General features: G+C 32.2%; 15 protein-coding genes, 3 tRNA genes and 1 riboswitch. Of the genes, 11 read left to right on the top strand and 7 right to left on the bottom strand.

What is annotated here, in order from left to right; translation table 11 throughout:
• Positions 1-3 precede the first annotated feature (3 nt).
• The 8 genes from B4H69_RS15950 (at position 4) to B4H69_RS15915 (ending at position 5,427) form a co-directional block, all read left to right on the top strand.
• Positions 4-567: an anthranilate synthase component II gene (locus B4H69_RS15950; RefSeq protein WP_180905749.1), complete on the top strand. Its 564-nt coding sequence runs from the start codon at positions 4-6 to the stop codon at positions 565-567.
• 4 nt (positions 568-571) lie between these two features.
• Positions 572-1,558: an anthranilate phosphoribosyltransferase gene (gene trpD / locus B4H69_RS15945; protein WP_180905748.1), complete on the top strand. Its 987-nt coding sequence runs from the start codon at positions 572-574 to the stop codon at positions 1,556-1,558.
• On the top strand, positions 1,555-2,340 hold the full coding sequence (gene trpC, locus B4H69_RS15940; protein WP_180905747.1) for an indole-3-glycerol phosphate synthase TrpC: 786 nt from the start codon (positions 1,555-1,557) through the stop codon (positions 2,338-2,340). Before trpD ends, trpC begins: the two co-directional genes overlap by 4 nt.
• On the top strand, positions 2,337-3,008 hold the full coding sequence (locus tag B4H69_RS15935) for a phosphoribosylanthranilate isomerase (RefSeq protein WP_180905746.1): 672 nt from the start codon (positions 2,337-2,339) through the stop codon (positions 3,006-3,008). Before trpC ends, B4H69_RS15935 begins: the two co-directional genes overlap by 4 nt.
• A 12-nt stretch (positions 3,009-3,020) precedes the next feature.
• Positions 3,021-4,205, top strand: coding sequence for a tryptophan synthase subunit beta (gene trpB / locus B4H69_RS15930; protein ID WP_180905745.1), 1,185 nt, complete (start codon positions 3,021-3,023; stop codon positions 4,203-4,205).
• Between the two features lie 60 nt (positions 4,206-4,265).
• Positions 4,266-4,340, top strand: a tRNA-Pro gene (locus B4H69_RS15925).
• A 50-nt stretch (positions 4,341-4,390) separates the two neighbouring features.
• Positions 4,391-4,465 (top strand) — tRNA-Pro (locus B4H69_RS15920).
• A gap of 47 nt (positions 4,466-4,512) precedes the next feature.
• On the top strand, positions 4,513-5,427 hold the full coding sequence (locus tag B4H69_RS15915) for a hypothetical protein (protein WP_180905744.1): 915 nt from the start codon (positions 4,513-4,515) through the stop codon (positions 5,425-5,427).
• 38 nt (positions 5,428-5,465) lie between these two features.
• Here the strand turns inward: B4H69_RS15915 and B4H69_RS15910 are convergent, their stop codons facing one another.
• The gene (locus B4H69_RS15910) at positions 5,466-6,368 is read right to left on the bottom strand and encodes a ketopantoate reductase family protein (protein ID WP_180905743.1); all 903 of its coding nucleotides are present in this window, start codon (positions 6,366-6,368) and stop codon (positions 5,466-5,468) included.
• A gap of 89 nt (positions 6,369-6,457) precedes the next feature.
• Positions 6,458-7,612 carry a hypothetical protein gene (locus B4H69_RS15905; RefSeq protein WP_180905742.1) on the bottom strand — a complete coding sequence of 385 codons (1,155 nt, stop codon included), beginning with the start codon at positions 7,610-7,612 and terminating at the stop codon, positions 6,458-6,460.
• Positions 7,613-7,802: 190 nt separating this feature from the next.
• Here B4H69_RS15905 and B4H69_RS15900 point away from each other — a divergent pair, with 190 nt between their 5' ends.
• Positions 7,803-9,230, top strand: a complete 1,428-nt coding sequence (locus B4H69_RS15900; RefSeq protein ID WP_180906776.1) for an amino acid permease — start codon at positions 7,803-7,805, stop codon at positions 9,228-9,230.
• Between the two features lie 68 nt (positions 9,231-9,298).
• On the opposite strand, the gene trxA is transcribed toward B4H69_RS15900, so the two are convergent.
• The 4 genes from trxA to B4H69_RS15880 form a co-directional block, all read right to left on the bottom strand.
• The gene (trxA, locus tag B4H69_RS15895; protein ID WP_084106970.1) at positions 9,299-9,655 is read right to left on the bottom strand and encodes a thioredoxin; all 357 of its coding nucleotides are present in this window, start codon (positions 9,653-9,655) and stop codon (positions 9,299-9,301) included.
• A 234-nt stretch (positions 9,656-9,889) separates the two neighbouring features.
• Positions 9,890-10,525, bottom strand: coding sequence for a suppressor of fused domain protein (locus B4H69_RS15890; RefSeq protein WP_180905741.1), 636 nt, complete (start codon positions 10,523-10,525; stop codon positions 9,890-9,892).
• 83 nt (positions 10,526-10,608) lie between these two features.
• A tRNA-Met gene (locus B4H69_RS15885) sits at positions 10,609-10,681 on the bottom strand.
• Positions 10,682-10,829: 148 nt separating this feature from the next.
• Positions 10,830-11,981 carry an LOG family protein gene (locus B4H69_RS15880; protein ID WP_180905740.1) on the bottom strand — a complete coding sequence of 384 codons (1,152 nt, stop codon included), beginning with the start codon at positions 11,979-11,981 and terminating at the stop codon, positions 10,830-10,832.
• A 128-nt stretch (positions 11,982-12,109) separates the two neighbouring features.
• Positions 12,110-12,196, top strand: a riboswitch (adenosylcobalamin-variant (AdoCbl-variant) riboswitch).
• Between the two features lie 129 nt (positions 12,197-12,325).
• Between B4H69_RS15880 and B4H69_RS15875 the strand changes: the two genes are divergently transcribed.
• Both B4H69_RS15875 and B4H69_RS15870 read left to right on the top strand, forming a co-directional pair.
• Positions 12,326-12,739, top strand: coding sequence for an acyl-CoA thioesterase (locus tag B4H69_RS15875; RefSeq protein ID WP_114998110.1), 414 nt, complete (start codon positions 12,326-12,328; stop codon positions 12,737-12,739).
• Positions 12,740-12,858: 119 nt separating this feature from the next.
• Positions 12,859-14,235: a tryptophanase gene (locus B4H69_RS15870; RefSeq protein WP_180905739.1), complete on the top strand. Its 1,377-nt coding sequence runs from the start codon at positions 12,859-12,861 to the stop codon at positions 14,233-14,235.
• Positions 14,236-14,275: 40 nt separating this feature from the next.
• On the opposite strand, the gene B4H69_RS15865 is transcribed toward B4H69_RS15870, so the two are convergent.
• The gene (locus B4H69_RS15865) at positions 14,276-15,709 is read right to left on the bottom strand and encodes a M28 family peptidase (protein ID WP_244957999.1); all 1,434 of its coding nucleotides are present in this window, start codon (positions 15,707-15,709) and stop codon (positions 14,276-14,278) included.
• Positions 15,710-15,726 lie beyond the last annotated feature (17 nt).

Below are 15,726 nucleotides of genomic sequence, written 5' to 3'. Positions count from 1 at the left end.
ACTATGAAAATTTTAGTTATCGATAATTACGATTCATTTACATACAATTTAGTGCATTCACTAAAGAAATTCGCCGATGATATTACCGTTGTTCGCAATGATGGAATCGCTTTGGAAGAGGTAAATAATTATGATAAAATATTACTTTCTCCTGGCCCAGGAATCCCTGATGAAGCCAATTTATTAAAACCAATCATCGAAAAATATGCTGCAACAAAATCAATTTTTGGAGTTTGTTTAGGTCAACAAGCAATTGGAGAGGTTTTTGGAGGAAAATTATTAAATACGCAAGAAGTTTTTCATGGAGTTGAATCAACAATTGAAGTGATAAAAGACGAAGTGTTATTCCATAATTTACCGAAAAAATTAGAAGTTGGACGTTACCATTCTTGGGTAGTTTCGAACGAAGATTTTCCTGAAGAATTAGAAATTACAGCAATTGGTCCAAAAGGAGAAATCATGGCTTTGCGTCACAAAACCTATGATGTCCGTGGTGTTCAGTTTCATCCAGAATCTATTTTGACGCCACTTGGAGATGAGATGATTAAGAATTGGTTAGAAGTTTAAAACGATGAAAAAATTATTAAATTTATTATTCGAAAATTATACCTTGAGCGAAGATGAAGCGTATCAAATTATGGTGGAAATTTCGGAAGAAAAATATTCAGCAGTCGAATTAGCTTCTTTTGTAACCATTTTTAATATGCGCAACATTACGTTGGAGGAGTTAAAAGGCTATCGTCGAGCGTTGTTAGATTTATGCATCAAAGTTGATTTACCAAAGCAAGCGATTGATGTTGTAGGAACGGGCGGCGATGGAAAAGACACGTTTAATATTTCGACTTTGAGTTGTTTTGTTTTGGCCGGAGCTGGAGAAAAAATTATCAAACAAGGAAATTATGGAGCGTCGTCTGTGAGCGGTTCTTCGAATATGTTGGATAATTTTGGTTACGAATTTTCTGTTAATCAAGATAAATTAAAGCGTGAATTTGAAGAGGTCGGAATTACATTTTTACATGCGCCTCTTTTCCATCCTGCTTTGGCGAAAGTTGCTCCGATTAGAAAAGGTTTGGCAGTAAAAACATTTTTCAATTTAATGGGACCTTTGGTGAATCCAGTTCAACCAGAATTTCAAAATTTAGGAACGTATGATGTAAAAACTGCGCGATTATACCATTATGTGATGCAAAATTCGGGTGTGAAATATTCGATTTCGACTGCGTTGGCTGGTTATGACGAAATTTCGTTGACTTCGCCTACAAAAGTGTACAATAATTCAGGTGAATTTGTTTTAGAAAGTAAAGATTTTGGTTTAAGTATTCTTCAACCAGATGAGATAAAAGGCGGAAAATCAATCGAAGAAAATTCTAAAATATTTTTGAGTGTTTTAGAAGGAAATTCAACTCAAGCACAAAAAGAAGTTGTGTTAGCAAATGCTGCTTTAGCGCTTAAAACAATTTATCCAACCAAAGATTTAATAGAATGTGTAGCGATTGCAAACGAAAGTTTAGATAGTAAAAAAGCATTAAATGTATTCCAAAAATTAATGAAACCATGAAAACGATATTAGACGAAATTGTCGCGCAAAAACGTGTTGAAATTTTAGAAAAACAGAAAACTCAATCAATCGAAAGTTTTAAAAATTCAGAAAATTTCTTGCTTCCTGTAAAATCTGCAAAAGCTTCAATTTTAGATAAATCAAAATCTGGAATTATTGCAGAGTTTAAGCGAAAATCACCTTCAAAAGGTTTTATTAACAAAGATGCAAACGTAAAAGAAGTTGTTTCGGGTTACGAAAAATATGGTGCTTCTGTGATTTCTGTTTTGACAGATGAAGAATTTTTTGGAGGAAGTTTTGATGATTTACAACAAGCAAAAGAAGTTTTAAATATTCCAGTTTTGCGCAAAGATTTTATTGTTGATGAATTTCAAGTTTACGAAACCAAAGCAATTGGTGCGGATTTGATGTTGTTGATTGCAGAATGTTTGACGAAAGATGAAGTGTATCATTTAGCGAAAACAGCAAAAGAAATTGGTTTGGAAGTTTTGTTAGAATTACATTCGGAAGATCAATTGGAAAAAGTAAATGAATTCATCGATTTGATTGGAATTAACAACCGTAATTTGAAAAATTTTGAAGTTGATATCGAAAAATCAAAACAGATTTTGAAACAATTACCAACCGATTTAATCAAAGTTGCTGAAAGCGGAATTTCTGATCCTAAAACAGTAAAAGAATTAAGACAAGCTGGATTTCAGGCATTTTTGATTGGTGAAAATTTTATGAAAGCTGAAAATCCGACCGAAGCATTTGAACAATTTGTAAAAGAATCGAAATGAAACGTTTTCAAATAAAAGTTTGCGGAAACAATAACATCGAAAATTTCAAAGAAATTGCAGCAATCGAACCCGATTATGTTGGCTTTATTTTCTATCCAAAATCAAAACGATTTGTAGAAGATGAATCTATTTTTGAAATTTTTCCAAATGCAGAAAAAGTTGGTGTTTTCGTGAATGAATCCATCGAAAATATTCTTGAAAAAGTTGAACAATATAAATTAGATGTTGTGCAATTACATGGAGATGAAACAGCAGATTTTTGTAAAGAATTAATCAACCAAAAACATCAACAATTATTAACTGATGAAAGCTTTTTAGACTTTAAAATTTGGAAAGCTGTTGGTATAAAATCAATTGAAGATTTTCAACAATTAACCACTTATCAACAAGTTGTTGATAGTTTTGTTTTTGACACAAAATCAAGTAATTACGGTGGAGCTGGAAAGAAATTTGATTGGCAATTATTAACAAACTATGAGTTATCAACACCCTTTTTATTAAGTGGAGGAATAACATTGGAAGATGCATTTATCTTGAAAAATTTTCAACATCCTAGATGTATTGGATTTGATATCAATAGTGGTTTTGAGTTAGCACCAGGAATTAAAAAAACTGACGAAGTAAAACAGTTTATCGATACAATTGATGGACGAATTGAACAAAATTAAAAAATAAACAAAATGAAATACGAAGTTGACGAAAGAGGTTTTTATGGTGAATTTGGAGGAGCATTTATTCCAGAATTATTACATCATAATTGTGAAGAATTATCAGAAGCTTTAGCAAAATATACCGATACAGACGAATTCAAAAACGAATTTAATTTGTTATTAAAAGATTACGTTGGTCGACCAAGTCCATTGTATTTTGCACCAAATCTTTCAAAAAAATATAACACCAATATTTTATTAAAGCGTGAAGATTTGAATCATACAGGAGCGCATAAAATCAATAATGCGATTGGTCAGGCACTTTTAGCAAAACGAATGGGTAAAACCAAAATTATTGCCGAAACTGGCGCTGGACAACACGGTGTTGCAACTGCAACAGTCTGTGCGTTGATGGGATTAGAATGTATCGTTTTTATGGGAGAAATTGACATTGCTCGTCAAGCACCAAATGTTGCGCGAATGAAAATGTTAGGTGCAGAAGTTATTCCAGCAACATCAGGTAGTAAAACTCTGAAAGATGCTACGAACGAAGCGATTCGTTATTGGATTAATAATCCTGAAACTTTTTACATCATTGGTTCTGTCGTTGGACCTCATCCTTATCCTGCAATGGTAACAAAATTCCAAGCGATTATTTCGGAAGAAATTAAAGCACAAATGAAAGAGAAATATGGGAAAGAAAATCCTGATTACGTGATTGCTTGTGTTGGTGGCGGAAGTAATGCTGCGGGAGCTTTTTATCATTTTTTAAATGATGATTCTGTCAAATTAATCGCGGTTGAAGCGGCAGGTTTGGGCGTAGAATCTGGAGAAACTGCTGCTACAACGATCAAAGGAACGGAAGGAATTATTCATGGAAGCCGAACATTATTGATGCAAGATAAAGATGGACAAATTGTCGAACCTTATTCAATTTCGGCTGGATTAGACTATCCTGGAGTTGGTCCTTTACATGCGCATTTGTTCAAAACTGGACGTGCAGAATTCTTAAATGCAACAGATGATGAAGCCTTGGAAGCAGCTTTTATGTTGACAAAAGAGGAAGGAATCATTCCTGCATTAGAATCTTCTCATGCTTTAGCTGCTTTAGAAAAAATTAATTTTAAACCGCAAGACATTGTGGTTCTGAACCTTTCAGGAAGAGGAGATAAAGATTTAGAAACATATATGAAAGTTTCCGAAAAATATTCTTAAAAATATTTGGTTAATTTTCAAAAATCACCTTACATTTGCACCCACGATAATGAAATCTATCGGGGTGTAGCGTAGCCCGGTCATCGCGCCTGCTTTGGGAGCAGGAGGTCGCAGGTTCGAATCCTGCCACCCCGACAAAATTTTCATCCGAAAATAGAAAGATTTATCGTAAAGAATGACCGAATCGGGGTGTAGCGTAGCCCGGTCATCGCGCCTGCTTTGGGAGCAGGAGGTCGCAGGTTCGAATCCTGCCACCCCGACAAAAACCTTTGTATATTTGCAAAGGTTTTTTTTATACATTTATTTCATGAAATCTATCTTAGGTAATAAAGAATCTTTTATCTCATACTCCGTTGCTTTTCTATTTATTTTAATCATGATTGGAGCGGCAATGATTTATGATGATAAAGAAATTATTTTACCAGAAGTTGCTGCATTATCTGTCGGAATTTTAACGTTTCGAGAAAATAAATGGCTACAACGACCATTTCATATTTTTTTACTTCCATCCATAACTGCTATTTTAGGATTTGGAATTAATTTTTTACCAATTATATTATCACTCAAATTAGCATTGGTATTAGTTGCGATGTTAATTGTCTTGAAAATTTTTAAAAGTCAACTTGCACCAGCATTAGCTACGGGATTATTACCAATTGTTACAAATGCAGAATCTTTTGTATTTCTATATGCGATATTTCTATTTGTCTTGTTACTTTTTCTATCAATAAAAATATTCAAACTAAAACCAACTGAAAATGCGATTCCAATGATTTATACAAGCCATAACAGATGGTTAATCGGATTATGTGTAGTTTGGTTTGCAGCTTGTTATTTTAGCGGTTTTGCACACTTCTCTGCTATTCCTCCTATTATCGTAATTTCTTTTGAATCTTTAAATAACCCAACATTAAAATTAACTGTACGTCTAAAACGTATTCTTGTAATGTTTATGGCTACAATGGCTGGTTGTTTGACGATGCATTATCTTGATAATTGGTTAATCATTGGCTTGATCGATTTGATTATCGTAATGTTTATTTTGAAATTAACAGATTTACGCTTACCTCCTGCTTTTGCAATGGTTATTTTACCAATGATTTTACCTTCTGACTCGATAAAATATTTACCTGTTGCAACATTAATTATGAGTATATTTTTTATGTTATCGATTTATATTATTCAGAAAGTTGCTTATCCAAAAGCAATCGATTTCAAATAAAAAAGTCATCCAAACTTGAATGACTTTATGACTATTTCTTAATATGTTTCTTCAATTGATTTTACCATATTATAAATGAATTCATTGTAAGGTGTCGGAATATTATATTGTTTTCCTAAACTGATAATTTCGCCTGCAAATTCATCCACTTCCGAATATCTTTTTGCTTCGCGATCTTGTAACATCGAAGTTTTACCAAACTCATCCACAATTTTCATTGTAGATTTCATTCGATCCACTTCTTCTTGACCAATTGCAACTCCATGTGCATTCCCAACTGCAAGAACTTCATTAGAAATCATATCCATTAAAACCTCGAGATGTTGATTGGTACGAAATTGTCCATATGGAAACTCCAACAAAAATGTCAATTGATTTCCGACAACATTTACCAAATATTTCGCCCACTGCGCTTTCTGAATATCATCCGATAATTGATTTGGAATTTCAGCAACATTCATCAATTCATGTAAATCGACTAATTTATCATGATTAATTGAATCCATTTTCCCAAAAATAATTTTTCCTATACTCGAAAACGTCACGCGATTATCAACTTTTACAGCATCCATATATGCAACTGCATTCACCACACGATCCCATCCAAAATGATCTGCCAAAACACGTTCAGAAGAAATTCCGTTCATCAAACTTACAATCATTGTGTTTTCACCAACAAAAGGCCTCATATCTTCTATCGCTTGCTGTAAATGCGAACTTTTAACGACTAAAAATATATAATCTGGATAATTATTCTCCTCGATTTTTGTGACATAATTAAAATCATACGCTTTATCATTCACAAAAATTTGCGATTTTTCGTATCGATTTTTTCGCTCCTCATCTACAATTACACTTACAATTTCTGGATTATATTCATAAAAACTCGCTGCATATTTTGCTCCTAAAGCTCCCAATCCAAGAAAATAAATTGATTTCATTTTTTTGTTATTTAGAAGATAAATTTAAAATAAAATCTACAACATTTACGAATTTAAGTCTTTGAAAAAATTTAATATTTCGGTTATAATTAGTTTTGATAAACTTTTGACAATTCTTTTGGATTGAGATACAAATAATAAATCAAATTACGCAAATCATCAAGATTTGAGCTAGAACCTACAGCTATTTCATTGTCTTTTTGAAAATTCTTTTTCAATACATCATACAATTGATTTATTTTCTTCCAATCATCTTTTGCAGCAATTTTTTCAACAGATTTATTATTCGCAGATTTCGCTAATTGTGAAGGCGTTTTCTGAATCGCTTCAAATAAAACATATAGATTGTTGACATGATTGATATAATTGTATGTTTCATTTACGGCAAAATAATTCACAAGAGTTTTCTCTTCATCCGAAATTTTCAAGCTAGAAATTAACTTCATTTCCTCGCCCAACCATTCATAAGCCGACAATCCAATTTGAGAAGCATTTTGCGTTACAACCATTCTTGGAATTGGTTCTGCATTTGCAATTTTATTTAAAATAAATTCTGTTTTTTGATTCAAAACATCCAATCGATTATTTGCTGGAGCAAGACATTTCAAAGCATAATCGCAATTATAACCTAACGTAATTATCTCCTCAAGTTCAGAAAAAATATCGGCAGAAGTATCATTGTTGAAACTCTCAAAATTTTGCAAACAATTATCTTGGTATTTCTCTTTAAAATCATTCATAGAAGAATAATCTTTTTTATCAATATCCCAAATAAGATTAAAATTATAAGCAAAAACATTCACAAATTGCATCGTTTTACTTTGTGGATTTTCATCAACAAATTTTTGATATACTTCTACTTTAGGAGATTCTGTATCGCAATCATCCATCAACGCAATTAAAAATCGTTCGTTAAGTGGAGTTTTCGTTCCAAATTTCTTTCCAACAGATTTTTTAAATTTCTCTTTATAGTCAACAAAATATGATTTTTGATTATCATTCAACACAAAATAAACTTCGAGTTCAGAAAGAAGTCCAACTTTCTTACCTAATTCGATATTATTATCCAACAAATATTTTTCGAAAGTAGAATAATCAATTCCTTTTTCTTTCGTTTTTTCTAAAATCGTATCATCAAGATAAGCCCTCGAACCAAAAGGCAAAGAATATAAAAAAGGACCATCTGCAAAAAGTTGAACAGAGGTAAATAGAGTCAATAGAAAAGTAAAAAGTAGTTTTTTCATAAGGTTGATTTTTATAAAATTAGAAATTTTATTGAATATTTTTTCAAGTTTTAGATGATTTAACATGAATAAAAAAGCGTTACAAATCATTTTCTTAATATTAATTCAAACAAGACAATTCTTCAAATTGTTCTTTTTAAAAATAGTTTTTACATATATTTAACAAATTAATACATCACACGTGAGTCAAATAAAAAATACCGAGGAAAAAGAATTGCAAAGAGGTCTTACAAACCGACATATTCAATTGATTGCTTTAGGTGGCGCGATTGGAACTGGTTTGTTTTTAGGAATTGGACCCGCTGCTGTTTTAGCTGGACCATCTGTTATTTTAGGTTATGCAATTGCAGGAATCATAGCCTTCTTCATCATGCGTCAATTAGGAGAAATGGTTGTAAACGAACCTGTTTCAGGAAGTTTTAGTCATTTTGCATATAAATATTGGGGATCTTTTGCTGGATTTGCTTCTGGTTGGAATTATTGGATTCTTTATGTTTTGGTAAGTATGTCTGAGTTGACTGCAATCGGAATTTATGTACAATTTTGGTGGCCAGAAATCCCATTATGGGCTTCAAGTTTGTTCTTTTTTATTATAATTAATGCATTGAATTTAGGATCTGTAAAAATGTTTGGTGAAGCTGAATTTTGGTTTTCTATCATCAAAGTAATTGCGATTATTGCAATGATTATTTTTGGAGCTTATCTGTTAATAAGCGGAACTGGAGGTGAACAAGCAACAATACAAAACCTTTGGAACAATGGAGGTTTTTTCCCTAAAGGTTGGTTATCTGGTAATAGTGAAGGTGGTTTTAGCGGATTATTTGCCGCAATGGCTCTTATTATGTTCTCTTTTGGAGGTTTAGAATTGATTGGAATCACAGCTGCTGAAGCTAAAAATCCAGAAAAAACAATTCCAAAAGCAACCAATCAAGTAATTTATAGAATTTTAATCTTCTATGTTGGAGCATTAATTATCTTATTTTCGTTGGCGCCTTGGGAAACGATCACGGATAAAAGTAGTCCTTTTGTGATGGTTTTTGAGAATTTGAATCATTTGAAACTAAATATTTTTGGTAACACGATTGATTTTTCAAAATTAATTGCAAACGCACTAAATATTATCGTTTTGACAGCGGCTTTATCAGTTTACAACAGCTCTGTTTACAGTAATAGTAGAATGTTGTATGGTTTGGCAGAGCAAGGAAATGCACCTAAATTCTTGAAAAAATTAAACAAAAATCACGTGCCTGTTATGGCGATTTTAGTTTCATCTTTTTTCGCTGCAATTTGTATTTTGATTAATAAAATAATTCCAGAAAACGCCTTCCATGTATTGATGTCTTTAGTGGTTTCTTCGTTAGTAATTAACTGGATTATGATTTCGATAACACATCTTAAATACAGAAAACAAAAGAATTTAGAGAACACAAAAACATTATTTCCATCTTTCTTGTATCCTATCAGTAATTACATTTGTCTAATTTTCTTATTTGGAATTTTAGTAATTATGTGGTTTACAGGACTTAAAATTTCAGTGGAATTAATTCCAGTTTGGTTGATCTTCCTTTACATCGCTTATCGAATTGTAAAAGAAAATAAAAAGAAAAATTCTTTATAAGAAGAAACAAAAAATCCGCTCAATGAGCGGATTTTTTAATCGACTTTGGTTGCAAAGCAAACCTATTTTTAAATATATTTTTTGATTTCTGTAACCAATTGTTCTTTTGGTCGTGCTCCACTTTGTTTCCATAATAATTCACCATTTTTGAAAATGGCAAAAGTCGGAACTCCTTGCACTTGATATCGTGCAGCTAAATCTTGATATTTATCAACATCCACTTTTAGGATTTTGACATCATCTCCCAATTCTTCTTTCACTTGTTGCAAAACTGGACCCATCATTTGACAAGGACCACACCAAGTTGCAAAAAAATCTAACAAAACTGGTTTATCTGAATTAATAATTTCTTCGAAAGTCATTGTTTTTGATTCTTCTTTGTTATTTGATTGATTTTTATTTCGGTTGAATAAATTTTTAAACATCTTTATTTTTTCTTCTTAAATATACTAAAAAAAGCACTTCCGAAGAAGTGCTTCATAATTAGCTTTACTAATTATTAACCTAACCTATGAAAAATTTATTCTACTGTTAGTGCTACTAACATTTAGATATAATCAAAACAAATACCAAGTTTAAAATACTGACAATCTGTTTTTTACATTTAACATAATTTAAGAAATAGGTTAACGCAAATATGTTTTATTTTAGAAATTCTACTATAATTCACACACAAATTTTGGATTAACTGACTTTATTTCAGCTATCACTGACATTATTTCTTCTTTGGTTGAATTATCTTCCAATCTTTTCAATTGTTCCGAATTCAAACCAATCATTTGTATAAATGTAACTTTTCCATGCGGCGTATCAATTTCATCTAAATCATCATCCTTGATAAAAGCCAAACCAACAATGTCCGTTTCCGAATCTGTACGAATTGGACCGCCTAAAGGCAAAAATTGGTATTCATCAAACCAAACTTTTGTTTCATTCACAAAACGTCCCAAATTATTCATTAATTGAACCACCCAAAAAGGATCTTCACCATTATCATCTTTAACAGGTTTCACACGGAAAGAAAACTCAAATCCCCATTTACTAAAATCCGCTCCTACACTTTCCTCAGAATAGTATAAATGCGACATTCCGTAACTCACCAAATGATAATAACCATTGACATCAAAAACCGCAACGCCATCAATTGGATCATCTCCTCCTTGAAAAGACATCACTTGTGGCGAATAAAAACGAGGCTCTAAAGTCCCATAGACCTCTCTTAAGCGATTTTCGATCGCTATTGCACCAACTGCTTGATCTGATTTATATTGTTTTTTGTATTCTTCTAAATTCATGATGCAAAAATAGTTTATCCAATCTTAATTTTCAGTTAAAGACATAAAAAAAGAGAGCTTCTTGTTAGAAACTCTCTTTGTAGTAGCGAGGACCGGACTCGAACCGATGACCTTCGGGTTATGAGCCCGACGAGCTACCTACTGCTCCATCTCGCGTTATTGGACTGCAAATATACGTTCATTATTTAAAATACCAAACATTATTCGAAATTATTTTATTTTATTCGGACAAAAAACAAATAAAAACCACATAAATTACTATAATAAAGTGATTTACGCGATTTTAAATATTTTAAATTATTTTTTAATTAACTTTAATTGGTGGATGATTTTCGATAAAATCGATTGCTAAATCAGCACTATCTGTTAAAAATAGTAACTCCTTATATGCTTTTCCTATTGCTAATTGATGCAAAACCGAATAAATCGCCGTATCTTCTACATATCTTTTCTTACTCAAAAAAATCATTGGACTATAATATCCTGAAGTTCCATAATGATTTTGCGCTGCTTCCTGAAAAATTTCTTGTGTTGTTCCAGCACTTCCAGGCGCATAAACCAACCCGAACAAACTAATTGTTAGCAACATATCTTCTCGAATACTATTAGAAAAATATTTCGCAATATTCGTTGCAAATAAATTACTCGGTTCGTGACCATAAAACCATGTTGGAATTGCTAAACTTTCTGCTCCATTTGGATAGATTTCTAAAACTTTTTTAGCATTCGTCATAAAATTCTTCGCCAAATATTCAGTTTTATCTTCATCAATAAAATCTAAATCAGCCAAAATATTAATCGCATTCATCAAATCTTCATCCGAATAATTTGCCATATAAGCTCCTAAATTAGCGGCTTCCATAATTCCAGGACCTCCACCAGAAACAACAAAATAACCTTTTTCAGTAGCTAATTTCGCCGCTTTTGCGGTTTCATTATAAAACTCCGAATTGCGCGCAGTAGAATGTCCACCCATAAAGCCAACCACTTTTTTCTTCGTCATTCCATTATCGTCATATTCCAAAATTCGACGCAAACCATCATCAATAGACAAATCGTGTAAACGTTGCGCCAAAGCTTCTGAAACAGACGGATTATATTTATGTTTTTTGAAATGTTTATAAATTTTAAGATCTATACTTTGGTCATTATCCGGATCATAACCTTCCATCAACTCTTGCCAAGTATACAATTTTCCACGATATGGATTATAGGGAACTGATTCAAATTTTGGATAAACGAATGCTCCTTTTTCTATTAAATAGATTGCTTCATGTTGTTTAAACTTACAACCCAAAAAAGATGTATTGCATAAATTATACTCTTCCCAATTAATTTCTTGACGCAAAAAATTAACATCTTGAACTACTTTATCGGTTAAATCTTTGGTTTGAGAAATTAATTCATTCCATTCTGATAGATTATGAACTAAATCTTTGATTGGTTTTATTTTCATTCTTATTTCTTACTTCATTAAAAATTCGGAAAAATGAATTTACACGAATTATTCCAAACCAACGAATTCGGCACAATAAATCTGCAAATTTTCATTTTTCTAATTTATATTTGCATCAAATTCGTGCTCAACTTAATGGGGAATCGTGTGCAAATCACGAACTGTCGCGCAACTGTAAATCAATATTTTTGACAAGTCAGAATGCCACTAAATTGAGTTAATAATTAACCAAAAACTTTCGCGAAAAAAGTAAAAATTATGTTCTATGAAATCATCAAACCACCACAAAAAAACATTATCAACTCAAAAATTAATTAAGAAAAGTAACGTGTAAATATATGATAATGGAAGTGGAAAAAACACCAAGAGAAGAGTTGATTGAACAACGTATCATCAATTCTGAAACTCGTATTTTCAAAGCTGTTTTTCCTGGAGATACAAACCACCACAACACAATGTTTGGAGGATCAGTAATGTATTTGATGGATGAAATTGCTTTTATGACAGCAACTCGTTTTTGTCGCAAACCTATTGTTACAGTAAGTAGTGACAAAATTGATTTTAAACATTCAATTCCTGCAGGAACTATCGTAGAAATGGTAGGAAAAGTAGTACGTGTAGGACGCTCAAGTTTGGATGTACAAATTGATGTTTTTATCGAAAGTATGTATCGTGACGGACGTGATAAAGCGATTTCTGGAACGTTTACATTAGTTGCAATTAACGAAAACAAACGACCAGTTCCTGTTATTGACTAACACGAGCTATAGAAAATTTTTAATCCTTTATCTTTTTGATAGAGGATTTTTTTATGATTTTCAATTAATAATTGATAATATTCTAAAGGTTTCTTAGTTTTACATTAAACACAAGAAAAATGGAATTACCTTTTGCCGAACCATTTCGCATAAAAATGGTCGAAGAAATTTATCAATCTACTCGAGAAGAACGCGAAAAGTGGATCGAAGAAAAAGATTACAACCTATTTAACCTAGAAAGCCACAAAGTATTTATTGATTTATTAACTGATTCGGGAACTGGAGCAATGTCAGACAAACAGTGGTCTGCAATGATGACTGGAGACGAAAGCTATGCTGGTTCTCAATCTTTCTTAAAACTGAAAGAAACCATCAATACCATTACTGGATTTGAGTTTCTTTTACCTACGCATCAAGGTCGTGCAGCGGAAAATGTATTGTTTTCAGCTCTTGTAAAAGAAGGTCATGTTGTTCCTGGGAACTCGCATTTTGATACAACAAAAGGTCATATTGAATTTAGAAAAGCTCACGCCATTGATTGTACTATTGATGAGGCTTTTGACAGCGAATTGATTCATCCTTTCAAAGGAAATATCGATTTGCAAAAGTTAGAAAATGTCTACAAAGAATACGGAAAAGAACAAATTCCATTTACATTAATCACTGTTACATGTAATTCTTCTGGCGGTCAACCTGTATCAATCGAAAATATTCGTCAAGTTCGTGAATTGTCTAATCAATATGGAATTCCAGTCTTTTTTGATGGCGCTCGTTTTGCTGAAAATGCTTATTTCATCAAAGAAAGAGAAGAAGAATTTAAAACGAAAACGATTAAAGAAATTGTTTTAGAAATGTTTTCTTATGGAGATGGAATGACGATGTCTGCGAAAAAAGATGGTTTGGTAAATATTGGTGGATTTATTGCACTGAATAATGAAGAGCTATATAAAATTTGTGGGAATTTCGGAATTATATACGAAGGATATTTAAGCTATGGCGGTTTAGCTGGACGCGATTTAGCTGCGTTAGCACAAGGTTTGCAAGAATCGACAGAATATTCTTATTTACAATCACGTATCAAACAAATTGAATATTTAGGGAATAAATTAATTGAATTTGGAATTCCAATTCAGCAACCAATCGGTGGACACGCCATCTTTGTTGATGCTGTAAAGTTTTTACCAAATGTAACGCGCGAAGAATTTCCTGCACAAACTTTGGGAATTGAATTGTACAAAGAAGCTGGAATTCGTGGTGTAGAAATCGGAACTATTTTGGCAGATCGTGATCCTGAAACGAGAGAAAATCGTTATCCAAAATTAGAATTACTGCGTTTGGCAATTCCAAGAAGAACTTATTTCCAAAGTCATATGGATTATATCGCGGTTGCGTTGAAAAATATTTTTGATCGACGAAATGAGATTAATTCAGGTTATGAAATTTCGTGGGAATCTGAAATTTTAAGACATTTCACCGTAAAATTGAAAAAGAAATAAATAAAAAATCCTTCAGAATTTCTGAAGGATTTTTTTGATATTACCATCTCCAATCGCCCGAAATACGAAGTGGAGTTTCTAAATTTCCTTTGATTAAGGCTTCCTTAATTTCTTGTTCGTTCCAACGTTTTGAAGGAATTTCTTTCAAATTACTCAAACGATACAACAAATAGGTTTCCAAAATCACATTATTTTTCAAACCAATTTCTTCTACATAATCAAATGTATCGCAATTTGCGTGGTAACAATTTAACGCTCCTTTTGTAAATTGACTATCCGAAAGCCCAATAATAGGCACACCTTGCAACATAAACGGTTGATGATCTGAATGTAAATCTACACTCGCAAATGTTTTCAATTTAAAATCTGGAATCACTTTTTGCACATCATACGCATAATCAGTTAAAATAGGCAAATTACTTTCCATTGTCGAATAATACGACTTTGGATTTGTTGTCATATCCATATTCGACATTGCTTTGATTTGATTGATAGAACCATCTTTCAGCGCTTGATTGACGTAATATTTAGAACCTATCAAACCAACTTCTTCGCCCATAAATAAAACAAATTCTATTGTTCGATCATTTTGAAGATTTAACTTTTTATACGTTCTTGCAATATCCATTACAGAAAAACTTCCAACACCGTTATCAATAGCTCCTGTAGCTAAATCCCAACTATCTAAATGCCCTCCAAGAACTATTTTTTCATTTGGAAATTTAGAACCGATTTTCTTTGCAATAATGTTGCGACCTTTCATCTGTCCAACATCATTTTTCATTTCGATTTTAGCAATTTCTTTTCCTTTTGATAGATTTTCTTTGATTTTCAATCCATCTTCTAAACTGATGTTAATTGCAGGAATTTTAATAATTTCTCCCGTTACAGAAGCCGTTCCTGTCAATAGAATTCCTCCAGCAGGACGATTAAACAAAATAATTCCTTTCGCTCCGTACTTCTCTGCTAAAGCTGTTTTTTCTGAACGATGTAGATTTTCGATTTCTTTTGGCGTTCCTTCCAACAAACCAAGCGCAGCAAAAACAATCTTTCCTTTTACTTTATCACCAATCTTTTTGTAATCTTCTTCAAGTCCATTTCCCAAATCAATCAATTCTCCCGAAAGACTAACATTTGCTGGCGAATGCGCCAAAGCAACGGCTTTTATAGATTGATTATTGATTTTTAAATCTAAACTTTTACGATTCCAACCGCTAAATGTAAACTCTTGAAAAGACACATCATAACCATACGAACGTAACAAATTTGCTGCATATTCTTCTGCTATTCGTCCATTTTCTGTTCCTGTAGCGCGATGTCCAATTGTTTCGGTTGCTTTTTTTAATTGTTGATAAGCTTCAGAATTTTGTTGTACTTCTTTGTTAATCAACTCTAAAACTTGTTGATTAGTTTGAGCAGATAAACTCATGGTTGTAGAGATTAAACCTAGTGTTAATAAAAATTTCGATTTCATGTGTGAGTATTTCTATA

The organism is Empedobacter sp. UBA6745 (genome assembly GCF_002453775.1).
Classification (GTDB): Bacteria; Bacteroidota; Bacteroidia; order Flavobacteriales; family Weeksellaceae; genus Empedobacter; species Empedobacter falsenii_C.
The sequence above is the reverse complement of the archived record's forward strand: the minus strand, read 5'-3'. Positions and strand labels throughout refer to the sequence as shown.

What these genes read in the sequence shown, in the direction of transcription:
- B4H69_RS15915 (WP_180905744.1), top strand. Translation starts at nt 4,513, where the DNA reads ATGAAATCTATCTTAGGTAATAAAGAATCTTTTATCTCATACTCCGTT.
- B4H69_RS15870 (WP_180905739.1), top strand. Translation starts at nt 12,859, where the DNA reads ATGGAATTACCTTTTGCCGAACCATTTCGCATAAAAATGGTCGAAGAA.
- B4H69_RS15950 (WP_180905749.1), top strand. Translation starts at nt 4, where the DNA reads ATGAAAATTTTAGTTATCGATAATTACGATTCATTTACATACAATTTA.
- trpB (WP_180905745.1), top strand. Translation starts at nt 3,021, where the DNA reads ATGAAATACGAAGTTGACGAAAGAGGTTTTTATGGTGAATTTGGAGGA.
- B4H69_RS15910 (WP_180905743.1), bottom strand. Translation starts at nt 6,368, where the DNA reads ATGAAATCAATTTATTTTCTTGGATTGGGAGCTTTAGGAGCAAAATAT.
- B4H69_RS15890 (WP_180905741.1), bottom strand. Translation starts at nt 10,525, where the DNA reads ATGAATTTAGAAGAATACAAAAAACAATATAAATCAGATCAAGCAGTT.
- trpC (WP_180905747.1), top strand. Translation starts at nt 1,555, where the DNA reads ATGAAAACGATATTAGACGAAATTGTCGCGCAAAAACGTGTTGAAATT.
- trxA (WP_084106970.1), bottom strand. Translation starts at nt 9,655, where the DNA reads ATGTTTAAAAATTTATTCAACCGAAATAAAAATCAATCAAATAACAAA.
- B4H69_RS15865 (WP_244957999.1), bottom strand. Translation starts at nt 15,709, where the DNA reads ATGAAATCGAAATTTTTATTAACACTAGGTTTAATCTCTACAACCATG.
- B4H69_RS15880 (WP_180905740.1), bottom strand. Translation starts at nt 11,981, where the DNA reads ATGAAAATAAAACCAATCAAAGATTTAGTTCATAATCTATCAGAATGG.
- B4H69_RS15875 (WP_114998110.1), top strand. Translation starts at nt 12,326, where the DNA reads ATGGAAGTGGAAAAAACACCAAGAGAAGAGTTGATTGAACAACGTATC.
- trpD (WP_180905748.1), top strand. Translation starts at nt 572, where the DNA reads ATGAAAAAATTATTAAATTTATTATTCGAAAATTATACCTTGAGCGAA.
- B4H69_RS15935 (WP_180905746.1), top strand. Translation starts at nt 2,337, where the DNA reads ATGAAACGTTTTCAAATAAAAGTTTGCGGAAACAATAACATCGAAAAT.
- B4H69_RS15905 (WP_180905742.1), bottom strand. Translation starts at nt 7,612, where the DNA reads ATGAAAAAACTACTTTTTACTTTTCTATTGACTCTATTTACCTCTGTT.